This is a genomic window from Phenylobacterium ferrooxidans (assembly GCF_042714595.1).
GTDB classification, from domain to species: domain Bacteria; phylum Pseudomonadota; class Alphaproteobacteria; order Caulobacterales; family Caulobacteraceae; genus Phenylobacterium; species Phenylobacterium ferrooxidans.
In genome coordinates, this window is record NZ_JAOTJD010000018.1 from 74,015 (window position 1) to 87,190 (window position 13,176).

Consider the following 13,176-nt stretch of genomic DNA (forward strand, 5'->3'; position numbering starts at 1 on the left):
ATGAGCCTTTCCGGCCTGACTCTCCGAATCGCGCGGCCCACCGATCAGCTGGACGCCATGGCGGCCTTCTATCGCGAAGGGCTCGGGCTGCTGGAGCTGGCGAGCTTTCGAGGTCACGCCGGGTTCGACGGGGTGATCCTGGGCTTCCCCGGCGCGCCCTGGCACCTGGAGCTGACCCAGGCTCACGGGCACAAGGTGGGCCCCGCACCCAATCCCGACCATCTGCTGACCTTCTATTTCCCGGAGGAGACGGCGCGGGCGACGGCTGTCGCACGGCTGGAGGCGGCGGGCCACCGGCCGGTCAAATCCTTCAACCCCTATTGGGATGAGCACGGCGTCAGCTTCGAGGACCCGGACGGCTATCGCGTGGTGCTGCACCGGGGCGCCTGGGGCCGCTGAACCGGCCGCAGCGTCATCAAGGGCTTGCCAATCTTCAAACGCCCGTTCATTTGCCTGCGCGATGTCCGATGATCTGACCGAAGTCCAGACCGCCATCGTCCCCGATGGTTTTGTCATCAACCTCTGGAACCGGGGGTTCGGCCGCACGGTCGGTCCGTTCTATTCCAGCCGCGACGCAGCCACCGGCGACGAGGTGATGGCGTTCCGGGTCGAGGAGCACCACGCCAACGGCATGAACAACTGCCACGGCGGCATGCTGATGAGCTTCGCCGACATGGCCTGGGGCCGGGTGATCTCCAACAAGCGCGAGATCGGTTGGGTGACGGTGCGACTGACCACCGACTTCCTGTCCGGCGCTCACATGAGCGACTGGGTCGAGGGGACCAGCGAGATCATCACCGAACAGGACGACGTCTTCACCGTCCGGGGCAAGATCTGGTGCGGCGACCGCACCCTGATCACCGGCACCGGCGTCTACAAGGGTATCCGCTCGATCTCCCGCAAGGCGGGCGAGCGGGAAGTGAGAGGGGTGGCCTGATGGCTCTGGATCCGGCGATCAAGGAAGGCGCGCCCGTCGGCTACGACGACCGTCCCATCCATTCCGAACCCGGCAGCCTGCCGCCCCAGGTCCAGGCGCCCCTGGCGCCGTTCCGCGGACGCCATCCCGACGCGCCGGAATGGTTCCTGGACGCCATCGCCCAGGAGCCGGAGCGCAGCTTCGTCACCTCGCTGGGCACCCAGATCGAGGCCCTGACCTGGGGCGAGCTGGGCAAGCCCGGCCTGTTGCTGGTGCACGGCAACTCGGCCCACGCCGACTGGTGGAGCTTCATCGCCCCCTATCTCGCCCAGGACTACCGGGTGACCTCGATGTCGCTGGCCGGCATGGGCGCCTCGGACTGGCGTGAAAGCTACGCCTTCCAGGACTTCGCCGAGGACGCCGAGGCCGTCGCCCGCGCCACGGGCCTCTATGACGGCGGCGTCCTGCCCATCTATATCGGCCACTCCTTCGGCGGCAGCCAGGTGTTCTTCGCCGCGGCCGCTCACCCCGAGCGCATGCGCGCGGCTGTGCTGGTGGACACCGGCTTCGGCGGGCCGCCGCCGGACTCGCCGGAAGCCAAGCGCATGCAGGAACAGCAGGTGCGCAACATCCCCACCGGCGACCGCGCCGCCCGGGTCTATCCGACGGAGGAAGCGGCGCTCGCCCGCTTCCGCTTCATGCCGCCCCAGGTCGCTGGAAACCTGTTCATCGCCGATTTCATCGCGCGCCGCTCCCTGAAGCGCGCGCCCCTGCCCGAGGGCGGCGGCGAGGGTTGGACCTGGCGATTCGACCCGGCCATGTGGAACAAGCTCGACCGCAGCGTGATGATGGGCATGACCGCCGAAGGTCCGCCCAAGGTGACCGTGCCCCTGGTGCACATCTATGGCGACCGATCGGTGGTGAAGTCGCGGATCAGCGATGACCGGCCGTCGCCCCTGCCCAAGGACATGCTGGAGATCGCCATCCCCGATTCGGCCCACCACATCATGGTCGATCAGCCCTTGGCGCTCATCGCGGCGCTGCGGGGTCTTCTGGCCCGCTGGCCCGGCTGAGACACAAGGCGCGCTTGAGCCCCGGCGGCCGACGGTGTAGGTCGGCCCCATCGATTTCCTCACCAGTCTGAGAGACGCCCTTCCATGGCTTCCGAATATCACCGCGGCGAGATGGACATCTCCGAGCAGGTCGCCACGTTCCACCTGTTCAACGGCCTGACCAAGTGGGGCTCCCTGGCGCTCACCGCCATGATGGTGCTGCTGGTCCTGTGGTTCTGCACCCCGACCGGGTTCCTGGGCGCCTTCATCAGCGCCGTGGTGGTGACCGCTCTCGGCGTCTTCTTCCTCCGCGACAAGCCTGCCTCCGACCACTAGGCCGGCTCCGCGCGCGGCCGCCGCGCGCCTTCCTGCGAGACCGGTCGGGCGCGTCGATTCCTCGGCGCGCTTGATGTCTTATGCGGGATTCAAACAAACGTTCGAATCTGCCCTGTCCATCGCTGGACAAGCTCAGCCTGCCCCCCGTATGGTCCGGCCAACACTGACTTGGGGGAAACCGGCGCATGGCCGTCATAGCCGTCACCACTGAACGCCGCGCCGGCGAGACCCGGGTCGCCGCCGTCCCCGAGACGGTGAAGAAGCTGATCGCCGCGGGGTTCTCGGTGGTGGTGGAGAGCGGCGCCGGCACGGCCGCCGCCTATCCCGACGCCGACTACCAGGCGGCCGGCGCCGAGATCGCCAAGGACGCCGCGGGAGCCATCGGCAAGGCCGACATCCTGTTCAAGGTCCGCGCCCCCGAGGCCGCCGAGATCGCGGCGCTCAAGTCCGGCGCCATCGTCGTGGCTCTGCTCAACCCGCACATGGACAAGGACGCCTTGAAGGCGATCGCCGCCAAGGGCGCGACCGGCTTCGCCATGGAGTTCGTCCCCCGCATCACCCGGGCCCAGGTGATGGACGCCCTGTCGTCGCAGGCCAATCTCGCCGGCTACCGCGCGGTGATCGAGGCCGCCGAGGCCTATGGCCGCGCCATGCCGATGATGATGACCGCCGCCGGCACCGTCGCCGCCGCCAAGGTCTTCGTGATGGGGGTTGGCGTCGCCGGCCTGCAGGCGATCGCCACCGCGCGCCGCCTGGGCGCCGTGGTCACCGCCACCGACGTGCGGCCCGCCACCAAGGAACAGGTCGAGAGCCTCGGCGCGAAGTTCCTGGCCGTCGAGGATGAAGAGTTCAAGAACGCCCAGACCGCCGGCGGCTACGCCAAGGAGATGAGCGCCGAGTACCAGGCCAAGCAGGCGGCCCTGGTCTCCAGCCACATCGCCAAGCAGGACATCGTCATCACCACCGCCCTGATTCCCGGCCGGCCGGCGCCCAAGCTGGTGAGCGCCGAACAGGTGGCCTCCATGCGTCCGGGCTCGATCCTGGTGGACTTGGCCATTGAGCAGGGCGGCAATGTCGTCGGCGCCAAGCTCGGCGAGGTGGCGGTCACCGCCAATGGCGCGAAGATCCTTGGGCTGCCCAACCTGCCCGGCCGCATCGCCACCGACGCCTCGGCCCTCTACGCCCGCAACCTGCTGGCCTTCGCCGGCCTGTTGCTGGACAAGGAAGGCAAGCTGGCCCCCGACCTGGAGGACGAGATCCTCAAGGCGGCCCTGGTCACCCAGGGCGGCGCGGTCGTCCACCCCTCGCTGCAAAGCTAGAGCTCCCAAGGAGGAAACGATGGAAGCCGTCGATCCCACAGTCTTCCGCCTGGCGATCTTCGTGCTGGCGATCTTCGTCGGCTACTACGTCGTCTGGAGCGTGACGCCCGCCCTGCACACCCCGCTGATGGCGGTGACCAACGCCATCTCCTCGGTGATCATCGTCGGCGCCCTGCTGGCCGCGGCCGCCAGTGGCGGACCGGACGCGGGCCTGACCCAGAACGTCATGATCTCAAAGGGGGCCGGCGCCATCGCCGCGGCCTTCGCCGCCGTGAACATCTTCGGCGGCTTCCTGGTCACCCAGCGGATGCTGGCCATGTACAAGAAGAAGGATAAGCCCGTGCAGAAGGAAGGCGCCAAGTGAACGCCAATCTCGCGGCCATCGCCTATATCGTCTCGGGCGTCCTCTTCATCCTGGCCCTGCGCGGCCTGTCCAGTCCCACCACCAGCCAGGCGGGCAACCGCAATGGCATGATTGGCATGGCCATCGCCGTGGGCACCACCCTGCTGACCCTCTGGGGGCAACAGGCGCTGGACACCCTGACGCTCGGCCTCATCGTCGGCGGCGTCGCCATAGGCGGCACGGTGGGCGCGGTGATCGCCCGCAAGGTGGCCATGACCTCGATGCCGCAACTGGTGGCCACCTTCCACAGCCTGGTGGGGGCCGCGGCCTGCCTGGTGGCGGTCGCCGCCATCTACACGCCGGCCGCCTACGGCATCCTCGCCGAGGACGGCACGATCCACGTCAGCTCCCTGGTGGAGTTGTCCCTGGGCCTGGCCATCGGGGCCGTGACCCTGACCGGCTCGATCATCGCGGCCCTCAAGCTGAACGGCAATATGAGCGGCGCGCCGATCATGCTGCCCGCCCGCCACCTGCTGAACATCGTCATCGCGCTCGCCATCGTCGCAATGGTGGTGGTGCTGGTGATGGGGGGCGGCCAGCCGGAGGTCATCTGGGCGTTCTGGGCGATCCTCGTCCTCAGCCTGCTGATCGGCGTCACCCTGATCATCCCCATCGGCGGCGCCGACATGCCCGTCGTGGTCTCCATGCTGAACAGCTATTCCGGCTGGGCGGCGGCGGCCCTGGGCTTCACGCTCGAGAACGTGACACTGATCATCACCGGGGCCCTGGTGGGTTCGTCAGGCGCGATCCTGAGCTACATCATGTGCAAGGCGATGAACCGCAGCTTCATCTCCGTGATCCTGGGCGGGTTCGGGGCCGACGATGCGGCCGCCGCCGGCGGCGGCCAGGTCGAGACCCGGCCGGTCAAGCAGGGTTCGGCCGAGGACGCGGCCTTCATCATGAAGAACGCCTCCAAGGTGATCATCGTCCCCGGCTACGGCATGGCCGTCAGCCAGGCCCAGCACGCCCTGCGCGAAATGGGCGACAAGCTGAAGGAAGAGGGCGTGGAGGTGAAGTACGCCATCCACCCCGTCGCCGGCCGCATGCCCGGGCACATGAACGTGCTGCTGGCCGAGGCCAACGTCTCCTATGACGAGGTCTTCGAGCTGGAGGACATCAACGCCGAGTTCGCCAGCGCCGACGTGGCCTTCGTGATCGGCGCCAACGACGTCACCAACCCGGCCGCCAAGACCGACCCCACCAGCGCAATCTACGGCATGCCGATCCTGGACGTCGAAAAGGCCCGCACCGTGCTGTTCGTGAAGCGCGGCATGAGCTCCGGCTATGCCGGGGTCGAGAACGAACTCTTCTTCCGCGACAACACCATGATGCTGTTCGGGGACGCCAAGAAGATGGTCGAAGGCATTCTGAAGGGCCTCTAGACTCTGGCCCTCAGGAACTCGCTGGCGCGGGCTGCGATTTTGTCGCAGCCCGGCTAGGAGAACCTTTACCACTTGAATCTATGGTCGAGCTTCACTCGGCTCTGCTGTAATAGGTTCAAAGCTAATCCTTAACGCCGCCAATATTTTGTCTTAAAGCCACGGCAATAGGTCGCCGCTTACCCGTGGCGATTGGTCGAAGCTGTTCCGCACCACCTCTAGCGGACGCGTTCTAAGCTCGACTGTACTGGAAGAGGTTCCGCTTGTTTTTGAAGTCCTTGTCGACCACCGATCGTGTGCGCCATTTTGGCCTCGAGGTCGCCGTTGCCGGCGTCCTGGCCCTGAGCGTCGCCACCGTCGCCTATGCCGCTCGGCCGAACCTCCTCGACAAGACCGACACCAAGCCCCCCGTCGCCGCCCCGGTCGAGGAGGTGGCGCCGCCCCCGCCGCCGCCGGCCTTCGAGTGCGGCAACCCGGTCCCCGGCGAGAAGATCAATTCCCCTTTCGGCCTGCGCCGGATGCCCTGGGAAGACCGCGGTCGGCTGCATGAGGGCGTCGACATCGCGGGTCCCGTCGGGACCAGGGTCGTCGCCGTCTCGGACGGCATCGTGATCCGCGCCGGCGAGAGCGCCTCCTACGGCCGCTATGTCGAGGTCGAGCATGGCGTGGGTCTCACCAGCTTCTACGCCCACCTCGGCAAGATCGAGCGCGGCATGAAGAAGGGCGCCTATGTCGAGGCCGGCAAGACGGTGGGCCGCATGGGCTCCAGCGGCACCTCCACCGGCCCGCACCTCCACTTCGAGATCCGCCAGGATGACAAGCCGCTCAACCCCCTGGTCTTCCTGAACCGCGAATTCGCCACCGCCGAAGACCTGCCCATCAAGCTGGCCTCCTATGTCTCCCCCCGCGTGCGTCTCGCCACCGTGTCGGAGATTCCGGAGAGCAAGAAGGCGCTGATGGAGGCCAAGGCCGCCAAGGGCAAGAAGGGCAAGGACGGCCGCGTCCGCCAGACCCTCAAGTTCCAGGGCTAGGTCCTGGGCCTGCCCGAGGCGCGGTCGGCGGCCAGGGCGGCGATCAGGACGGCGATCGCCAGGCCCACCCGCGTTCCCATCGGATAGGCGGTGGTGGCCACGGTCCAGGCCGCGAAGGCCAGGAACAGGCCGCTGACGATGCGGCCGGCCAAGGCCCGGCGTCCCGCGATCAGGTTTGCGCTCCAGGCCCCGGCCAGGGGCCCCAGCAGCCAGGCGAGCACCTGGCCCACCTGGGCGCCGACGGGCAGGACCGCAGTGGCCGCGCGGATGGCCGCGGGATCGGTCAGGTTGACCCCCGGGGGCGGGGGGAAGATCGTGTTGGCGGCGCCGTCGACCGCGCCCAGCACGACGAGCCCCACGAGAGGCCCGAGAATCACCGCCAGAATCAGCCGCAGCATGGTCGAATCCCTCATCGTGCCGCCGCGAACCTAGTCCCAGTAAGGCTTGCGCGCATCGTCTTGTAGCAAGGCCAAGCTTGTGCCCATCCTCGTGTCATAAAAAACGAGGAAACGACCCATGCGTTCAGGCTTTAGCGGGCTTGCGCTCGCGTCCGTGCTTCTACTGGGCTCATCTCTCGCCGCTTGCGGGAAGAGCGAACCCGCGGCCCCGGCGGCGCCGGCCGGGCTGGCCCTCTCCACCGCCGAAGGCGCCCACGGCGTGCTTCCCGCCCAGACCACCCAGATCAAGACCAAGGGCTCCGACGCCACGGTCTCCATGACTCCCAACTGGCGGGTCGGCGGCCAGCAGCTCAACATCATGTGGTACGCGGGCGCCAGCCAGACCAAGCGCTTCTTCGTGGTCACCGAGAAGGGCGTGGCCACCGATCAGCCGGCCTATCTGGTCAATCCCGAACTGGGCGTCCGCATGGTCCGCGTCAGCTTCGACGGCGGCCCGCCGGTCACCCTGAAGCCCACCCTGGCCCGCGCGCCCTTTGATGTCCCCCCTGGGGCCAAGGCGGTGACCCGGGTGGAGATCGACTACGGGTCCGCCGACGCGCCGCAGACCGTGGTCTGGAAATAGCCGACGCTACTCTTGCCTCGGCCCAGGCCGGCCCCTAGGTCTGGCTCATGGCCAAGGCAGGCTTCCATCCCACGCGCGGGGCTCTCGTCGACATCGGCGGGCGGCGGTTGCGCGTCGTGCGGGCGGGCCCCGAGACGGCCGGGCCGCTGATCGTGCTGGAGTGCGGCGCCTTCGGGTGCGCGGCCGACTGGGCGGTGGTGCAGCAACGCCTGGCCGACAGGGGCCTGCGCAGTATGGCCTATGACCGCGCGGGGCTCGGCTATTCCGATCCAGGGCCCAGGCCGCGGGACGGCCGCGCCATCGTGGCCGACCTCGAGGCGCTGCTGACCCGTGTGGGTGAGACCGGGCCGCTGATCCTGGTGGGCCACTCCATGGGCGGCCTGCTGCTGCGCGTGTTCGTCGGCCGCAATCGCGAGCGCGTCACCGGAGTGGTGCTGGTGGACGCCGTGACGCCCGAGACCATCGAGAGCCCCGCGGCCGCGCGCGCCATCAATGGGTTCCTGCGCGCCATGAAGCTGGTGGGCCGCTGGGCCGGTCTCGGCTTCATGAAGCCCTTCGCCCTGGTGGCCGGTGACAAGATCGGCCTGGAGGGGGAGGCCTCCACCGAGAAGCGCCGCATCTACGGCCTGGCCAGCCACGCCCACTGGTCGGCGGAGGAGGTCATGCACTGGCCGGCCACCTCGGCCCAGGGACGGGAGATCGGGCACTATCACCCCGACCTGCCGGTGGCGGTGGTCAATGCCGGCGGCACGCGCCTCGGCGCGCGGTTGAAAGCCATCCAGGCCGCGCCCGCCCATGCCTCGGTCCGCGGCTATCTCGCCGACATCGCCGGGGCCAACCACTCGACCCTGCTGGGCAAACGCTTCGCCGATCCGATCATCGTCGGGATCGAGCACGTCATGGCGGAAGGTTAGTCCGCGGCCTCTCAGCCGCGGGCTGTCGCCCAGTCCAAGGGGGCCTCGACCCCAGGCCTCTCCGCAGCGGCTAGGCCGGTTCCCGATCGATCAGACCACAGGCGGCGCGCAATCGGTGCAGGGCGAGCGGGCGGGCCAGCACCTTCGGAACCGCCGCCAGGACGGGGGAGCCTGCTCCCGGGATGAAGGGCAGGCCGCCGCGTGCCCCGGCCGGCAGGCGCTGCAGCGCCGAGCGGCAAGCCGGCGAGAGGCTGGCCGCGTGCCCCGCCAGAGCCTGGACCACAATGGGCCGGTCCGTGGTGATCTCGAACCGTCCATCCCAGACAGCCGTATGCCCCGCGGCGAGCGAGAGTATCTCCAGACCTGCGCGGCCAGGGTCGCGCAGAAACCGGACGTCGCGCTGGTCGGCCTCGATCCGGGCTCCGGCCAGGGTGGCCGTGAGATCGCGCTCGCCCCTCAGGATGTCCGCTAGGCGCTTCAGGCGGTCGCCGCGCGGCGGTCGGGCGGTTCCGGCGGCGCAGAGGCAGGCGGCGGCGAGGAAGGCCGCCGGCGCCCCCCGTAGCAGCGCGCGGGGCGTCGCAAGCCCTCCTGCCAGGTCGGCGGTGGCGAGGGCGAGACCGGCCAGTACGGGGGTCGAAAGGACGGTGTCCGTCTCGTCGCCGGTCAGGGTCGCCCGCGCGCGGGCCCGGGCGAAGCGGGGATCCTCATTGGCGGGGTCCTCGATCCAGGTTTCGCCACGCTCCGCCAGCCAAGCCCGGATCTCCGCGCGTGTCTGGGAGAGCATGGGGCGCAGAAGGAAGGCGTCCCGGCCCTGGGGCCAGGCCGGTGACGGGCTCCACTCGCGGGGACTTGGAGTCGAGGCGCCGGCCTGCCGCATGGCGGCGGCCTCCAGCCGGTCACTGGCGGTGTGGCCCATCAGGACCACCTTTGCCCCGGCCGCCCGCGCGGCGTCCGCGATCAGCCGGTGGCGGGCGCTTCGGGCAGCGGCGGGCAGGCCGGTGGCGGGCTTGTCGCCCTCCCAGGCCAGGGCCCGGAAGTCGGCGCCCAGGCGGTCCGCGGTTGCGGCGCAGGCCCTGGTCCAGGCCGCGCTCTCAGCGCGCAGGCCATGATCGACGGTCAGGATCAGCAGGCGCCGCCTACGGACCTTGGACCAGTCGGCGGCGATCAGACTGAGCGCCAGGGAGTCTCCGCCGCCGGACAGGGCGACGGCGATCGGCGCGGGCGAGGCGCTCAGCAGGCGGCGGTCTAGAACCTTGTGGACGGCGGCGGTCAGGCCGCGCACTTGGCCAGGGTCCGGGCGGCTGCGGCGCGGCCCTTCACGGCGGGCGTCGCCTTGGGGTAGCGCCGGTCGAACTCGCCGAGGATCTGGCAGGAGTCGGCGGGCTTCCTGATGGCGATCAGGGAGCGGGCCAGCTCCACCGTGGCGTCAGGCGCCCAGGCGGTGGCGGGCCAGCCCCGGATGGCGGCGATATAGGCCTGGGCCGCATCGGCGTTGGCGCCCCGGGCGGCAAGGGTCTTGCCCAGCCAGTAGCGAGCCTCGGGCGCCTTGGCGCTGGTGTCATAGCGGTCCGCATAGTCGCGGAAGGCGCCCTCCGCCCCTGTGTAGTCGCCGCTGAGCATCAGCTGGCGGGCGGCGGTGAAGGCCTCGGACGCGGTCTGGACGGGGGCGGACCCACCGCTGGAGCCGCCGGCGAGATCGGGAGACGGCCCCTCAAGCGCCGGCGCCACCTGCCGCTGCTCCACACCGCCGAGCCGGTCGGCCAGGGCCTTGTTGTCCCGCTTCAAGGCCTCGGCGTCACGCTTGGCGAGTTGCAGGTCGTGGTTGGTGGTCTCAAGCTGACCGTTCACCCGAGTGAGCGCCTGTTCGAGGTCGGCGATGCGCCGGGTCAGTTCCTGAAGCTGGTAGTCGGTCTCGGCGGGCTGGACCACCACCGGCTTTCCAGAGTCGCGGCCTTGGAAGACGATGGAGCGCAGCTCGCGCATCACCTGCTCCATGCGGTCCAGGCGCCGCGCGTCGCGGGCGTCCAGCGGATCGATGGGCGTCTGGGCGAAGGCGGGGCCTGAGCTGACCAGAGTCAGGACGGCTGCGGAGGCGAGGGCGAGGCGGCGAAGGGTCATGCGGTCATCATCTTCAGGTCGGGTGGGCCAAATTGGGGCTCGTCCGTGGGATTAGTCCAGAACGCAAAGAGGGGTCCCGCTGCGGGGACCCCTCTCGCACTCTCCTCGAACTGGTACTGGCCGTTCTTAGCGCGCGCCGCCGGTGATGGCGGTGTGGCCGTTCCGGTTGCGCTGATAGGCGTCCTCGCTGGTGCCCGGATCGATCGGGCGTTCCTTGCCGAAGGACACGGTGGAGATCCGCGCCGGCGAGACGCCGCGGCTCACCAGATATTCCCGCACCGAGTTGGCGCGGCGGGCGCCGAGGGCCAGGTTGTACTCGCGGGTGCCGCGTTCGTCGGCGTTACCCTCGATGCGGACCTGGACGCCCTGGTAACGCATCAGCCACTGGGCCTGGGCGTCAAGCACCGGGCCAGCGTCGGAGCGGATGTCATACTGGTCGAAATCGAAATAGACCCGGTCGCCGATGTTGACGACGAAGTCCTGGATCGAACCGGGGACCACATTGCCGACGCCGGGGCCGGGACCCGGTTGCGACGGGTAGCCCGGGCCGGGGCCAGGGCCGACGCCCGGGCCGGGCTTGGGCTTGCTGGCGCACGCGGCCATGGACAGAGCCGCGGTGGTGACAAGCGCCAGTCGAAGGGCGTGCTTGGTGCTGAAGCTCATGTCTGGCTTCTCCTTAAGCTGGGTTTCGCCGGCGCCAACCGCGCCATTCACTAAACTGTACCTGCATTTCCGTGTGTCGGACATTTCAAATGACCGTCACTATGCAAACGTTACACCTGAATTCTCTCGTCAGTTGAGCAGCGGAGACCAGGCTGGGTCTGAGCCAGAGCCCGGATAGGGCGCTGGCCGCAGGATTCGACCTGTTACATCCACCGTCCACAAACGCGGAGGCCCGCCTGGCGTTTCACGGCTGAACATCAGCACGCGCCCGTTCGGCGCCCAGGTGGGGCTTTCGTCGAGGTAGCTGGTGGTCAAAAGCCGCTCATCCGAACCGTCCGGACGCATGACCCCGATGTGGAACTCCCCGCCCGTCTGCTTGGTGAAGGCGATGAAGTCCCCCACCGGGCTCCAGACCGGGGTCGTATAGCGGCCCGATCCGTAAGAAATGCGACGGACGCCCGAGCCGTCGGAATTCATGATGTAGAGCTGGGGCTGGCCGCCGCGGTCGGAGTTGAAGACGATCTTGGTCCCGTCGGGTGAGAACGAGGCCGAGGTGTCGATGCCGGGGTCGGAGGTCAGGCGCGCCGAGCTGCGGCTCTTGAGGTTCATCACATAGATGTCGCTGTTGCCGCCCCGCTCCACGGAGAAGGCCACCCGGCCGCCGTCTGGCGAGAAGCGCGGCGCATAGACCATGCCTGGGAACTGGCCGATGCTCTCGCGCCGGGCGGTCTCCAGGTTGAACAGGTAGATGGCCGACCCCTCCGGCCGCAGGGTCATGTAGGTGATCTCCTGGCTGGTGGCCGAGAAGCGCGGTGACATGACGATGTAGGAGCCGTCGGTCAGGTAGCTGGGATTGGCGCCGTCCTGATCCATGATGGCCAGGGTCTTGGTGCGGTTGATGCGCCCCCCGGTCTCGGACACGAAAACGATGCGGGTGTCGAAATAGCCCTTCTCGCCGGTCAGCCGCTCATAGACGGCGTCGGAGATCTTGTGGGCCACGCGACGCCAGTTCTCAGGCGTGGAGGTGAACTGCAGGCCCAGGAGCTGCTGCTCCGAATAGATGTCCCAGAGGCGGAAATCGACCCGCAGCCGGCCGCCCTCGACGGTGACCTGGCCATTGACCAGGGCCTGGGCGTTGATCGCCTTCCAGTCGGGGAAGCGCGGCTGGACGGCCACGTTCAGCCCCTTCTCGATGTAGGCCTGCTGACCGATAGGGGCGAAGAGGCCCGAGCGCTCCAGGTTGCCCGTGATCACCTGGGCGATGTCGGCGCCGCGGGCTCCGCCAAAGGCGGGGATGGCGATGGGCAGGGGCTGGACATCGCCCTTGTTGACGTTGATCTCGATCTGGGCGGCGGCCGGCGTGGATACTGACACCGTGACAAGCATGAGGCTGGCGAGAGCCAGACAGACGGCCTTCAATCGCATCGGGCGGGTCTCCTTTAGGGCGCTCATTGGCAGGCTTCCTGGGCGTTGAAGGTGGGGGCCCAGGCTTGACCGTAGACTTCACGGGGCAGGGCCTTGTCGGCGGCGGCCTGGCGAACGGCGCGGATGGCCCGTTCTGCGGCGGCCCGGACCACGGGATTGGAAGAGGTTTCCTGGCCGCCGGCCTCCACGGCGCCGACCACCTGACCGGTGGCCGAGAGGGTGAAGGTGACACGCACCCGCACGTCTCGGCCGCCCTCGACCTCGCAGTTGGGGTTCCAACGGCGCTCGATCTGCGAGACCAGGCCCGCCAGCGCGCTGGCCGAGACCCCCTTGCCGGCGCCGGCCGCGGCGCGGGCCTCGAGGGCGGTCTCCTGCCGCGTGGGCCCTCTGGCCGCGGACGAGGACTTTCCCCCGGCGGGGCGGGACTTGGCGATGCTGGCCGATAGAGCGTCGAGGTCCAGGGCCTTCTGAGGCTTGGTGGCGGGTTTCTGGACGCCCTTGGCGGTGGGGTCGGCCGTGGGCTTGGCCGCCGCCGGCGCGGGCTTGACGGGGTTCGGCGCGGGGACGGGGGCCGGGGGCAGCGGCTCGGGCAGGGGCGCC

16 protein-coding genes are annotated in these 13,176 nt (G+C 69.1%); 10 read left to right on the top strand and 6 right to left on the bottom strand.

From position 1 onward, the window contains the following. The 8 genes from OCL97_RS11080 (at window position 1) to OCL97_RS11115 (ending at window position 6,436) form a co-directional block, all read left to right on the top strand. Entirely contained in the window at window positions 1-399 is a 399-nt protein-coding gene (locus OCL97_RS11080) for a VOC family protein (RefSeq protein ID WP_304783640.1), read from the top strand. A gap of 61 nt (window positions 400-460) precedes the next feature. Beyond that, window positions 461-937: a PaaI family thioesterase gene (locus OCL97_RS11085; protein ID WP_377370116.1), complete on the top strand. Its 477-nt coding sequence runs from the start codon at window positions 461-463 to the stop codon at window positions 935-937. Continuing rightward, the gene (locus OCL97_RS11090) at window positions 937-1,989 is read left to right on the top strand and encodes an alpha/beta fold hydrolase (RefSeq protein WP_304783633.1); all 1,053 of its coding nucleotides are present in this window, start codon (window positions 937-939) and stop codon (window positions 1,987-1,989) included. The genes OCL97_RS11085 and OCL97_RS11090 overlap by 1 nt, the downstream gene beginning before the upstream one ends. 84 nt (window positions 1,990-2,073) lie before the next feature. Beyond that, window positions 2,074-2,304 (top strand): aa3-type cytochrome c oxidase subunit IV, encoded by a 231-nt coding sequence (locus OCL97_RS11095; RefSeq protein WP_377370117.1) that lies wholly within the window; start codon window positions 2,074-2,076, stop codon window positions 2,302-2,304. 185 nt (window positions 2,305-2,489) lie between these two features. After that, window positions 2,490-3,623: a Re/Si-specific NAD(P)(+) transhydrogenase subunit alpha gene (locus OCL97_RS11100; RefSeq protein WP_377370118.1), complete on the top strand. Its 1,134-nt coding sequence runs from the start codon at window positions 2,490-2,492 to the stop codon at window positions 3,621-3,623. A gap of 19 nt (window positions 3,624-3,642) precedes the next feature. After that, window positions 3,643-3,987: an NAD(P) transhydrogenase subunit alpha gene (locus OCL97_RS11105; RefSeq protein WP_377370119.1), complete on the top strand. Its 345-nt coding sequence runs from the start codon at window positions 3,643-3,645 to the stop codon at window positions 3,985-3,987. Beyond that, entirely contained in the window at window positions 3,984-5,408 is a 1,425-nt protein-coding gene (locus OCL97_RS11110) for an NAD(P)(+) transhydrogenase (Re/Si-specific) subunit beta (protein ID WP_377370120.1), read from the top strand. Before OCL97_RS11105 ends, OCL97_RS11110 begins: the two co-directional genes overlap by 4 nt. Before the next feature lie 260 nt (window positions 5,409-5,668). Continuing rightward, entirely contained in the window at window positions 5,669-6,436 is a 768-nt protein-coding gene (locus OCL97_RS11115) for a M23 family metallopeptidase (protein WP_305339144.1), read from the top strand. On the opposite strand, the gene OCL97_RS11120 is transcribed toward OCL97_RS11115, so the two are convergent. Further along, on the bottom strand, window positions 6,433-6,834 hold the full coding sequence (locus OCL97_RS11120) for a hypothetical protein (protein WP_377370121.1): 402 nt from the start codon (window positions 6,832-6,834) through the stop codon (window positions 6,433-6,435). The two genes, OCL97_RS11115 and OCL97_RS11120, sit on opposite strands and share 4 nt — an antisense overlap. Window positions 6,835-6,952: 118 nt before the next feature. Here OCL97_RS11120 and OCL97_RS11125 point away from each other — a divergent pair, with 118 nt between their 5' ends. Together OCL97_RS11125 and OCL97_RS11130 are read left to right on the top strand one after the other, a co-directional pair. Then, window positions 6,953-7,456, top strand: coding sequence for a hypothetical protein (locus OCL97_RS11125; RefSeq protein WP_304783613.1), 504 nt, complete (start codon window positions 6,953-6,955; stop codon window positions 7,454-7,456). A 47-nt stretch (window positions 7,457-7,503) separates the two neighbouring features. Further along, window positions 7,504-8,370: an alpha/beta fold hydrolase gene (locus tag OCL97_RS11130; RefSeq protein ID WP_377370122.1), complete on the top strand. Its 867-nt coding sequence runs from the start codon at window positions 7,504-7,506 to the stop codon at window positions 8,368-8,370. A 70-nt stretch (window positions 8,371-8,440) separates the two neighbouring features. Here OCL97_RS11130 and tilS read toward each other — a convergent pair whose 3' ends face one another. From tilS to OCL97_RS11155, 5 genes are all read right to left on the bottom strand, one after another. Then, window positions 8,441-9,643: a tRNA lysidine(34) synthetase TilS gene (gene tilS / locus OCL97_RS11135; RefSeq protein WP_377370127.1), complete on the bottom strand. Its 1,203-nt coding sequence runs from the start codon at window positions 9,641-9,643 to the stop codon at window positions 8,441-8,443. Next, window positions 9,640-10,488, bottom strand: a complete 849-nt coding sequence (gene ybgF / locus OCL97_RS11140; protein ID WP_377370123.1) for a tol-pal system protein YbgF — start codon at window positions 10,486-10,488, stop codon at window positions 9,640-9,642. Before ybgF ends, tilS begins: the two co-directional genes overlap by 4 nt. A gap of 126 nt (window positions 10,489-10,614) precedes the next feature. Continuing rightward, on the bottom strand, window positions 10,615-11,151 hold the full coding sequence (gene pal, locus OCL97_RS11145) for a peptidoglycan-associated lipoprotein Pal (RefSeq protein ID WP_304783600.1): 537 nt from the start codon (window positions 11,149-11,151) through the stop codon (window positions 10,615-10,617). A 129-nt stretch (window positions 11,152-11,280) separates the two neighbouring features. Further along, window positions 11,281-12,576 carry a Tol-Pal system beta propeller repeat protein TolB gene (tolB, locus tag OCL97_RS11150; RefSeq protein WP_377370128.1) on the bottom strand — a complete coding sequence of 432 codons (1,296 nt, stop codon included), beginning with the start codon at window positions 12,574-12,576 and terminating at the stop codon, window positions 11,281-11,283. Window positions 12,577-12,599: 23 nt separating this feature from the next. Next, the coding region (locus OCL97_RS11155) for an energy transducer TonB (protein ID WP_377370124.1) at window positions 12,600-13,176 on the bottom strand (577 nt) is incomplete at its 5' end.

What these genes read in the sequence shown, in the direction of transcription:
- pal (WP_304783600.1), bottom strand. Translation starts at nt 11,151, where the DNA reads ATGAGCTTCAGCACCAAGCACGCCCTTCGACTGGCGCTTGTCACCACC.
- OCL97_RS11125 (WP_304783613.1), top strand. Translation starts at nt 6,953, where the DNA reads ATGCGTTCAGGCTTTAGCGGGCTTGCGCTCGCGTCCGTGCTTCTACTG.
- tolB (WP_377370128.1), bottom strand. Translation starts at nt 12,576, where the DNA reads ATGCGATTGAAGGCCGTCTGTCTGGCTCTCGCCAGCCTCATGCTTGTC.
- OCL97_RS11130 (WP_377370122.1), top strand. Translation starts at nt 7,504, where the DNA reads ATGGCCAAGGCAGGCTTCCATCCCACGCGCGGGGCTCTCGTCGACATC.
- OCL97_RS11080 (WP_304783640.1), top strand. Translation starts at nt 1, where the DNA reads ATGAGCCTTTCCGGCCTGACTCTCCGAATCGCGCGGCCCACCGATCAG.
- OCL97_RS11120 (WP_377370121.1), bottom strand. Translation starts at nt 6,834, where the DNA reads ATGCTGCGGCTGATTCTGGCGGTGATTCTCGGGCCTCTCGTGGGGCTC.
- OCL97_RS11095 (WP_377370117.1), top strand. Translation starts at nt 2,074, where the DNA reads ATGGCTTCCGAATATCACCGCGGCGAGATGGACATCTCCGAGCAGGTC.
- OCL97_RS11105 (WP_377370119.1), top strand. Translation starts at nt 3,643, where the DNA reads ATGGAAGCCGTCGATCCCACAGTCTTCCGCCTGGCGATCTTCGTGCTG.
- OCL97_RS11100 (WP_377370118.1), top strand. Translation starts at nt 2,490, where the DNA reads ATGGCCGTCATAGCCGTCACCACTGAACGCCGCGCCGGCGAGACCCGG.
- OCL97_RS11085 (WP_377370116.1), top strand. Translation starts at nt 461, where the DNA reads ATGTCCGATGATCTGACCGAAGTCCAGACCGCCATCGTCCCCGATGGT.
- ybgF (WP_377370123.1), bottom strand. Translation starts at nt 10,488, where the DNA reads ATGACCCTTCGCCGCCTCGCCCTCGCCTCCGCAGCCGTCCTGACTCTG.
- OCL97_RS11090 (WP_304783633.1), top strand. Translation starts at nt 937, where the DNA reads ATGGCTCTGGATCCGGCGATCAAGGAAGGCGCGCCCGTCGGCTACGAC.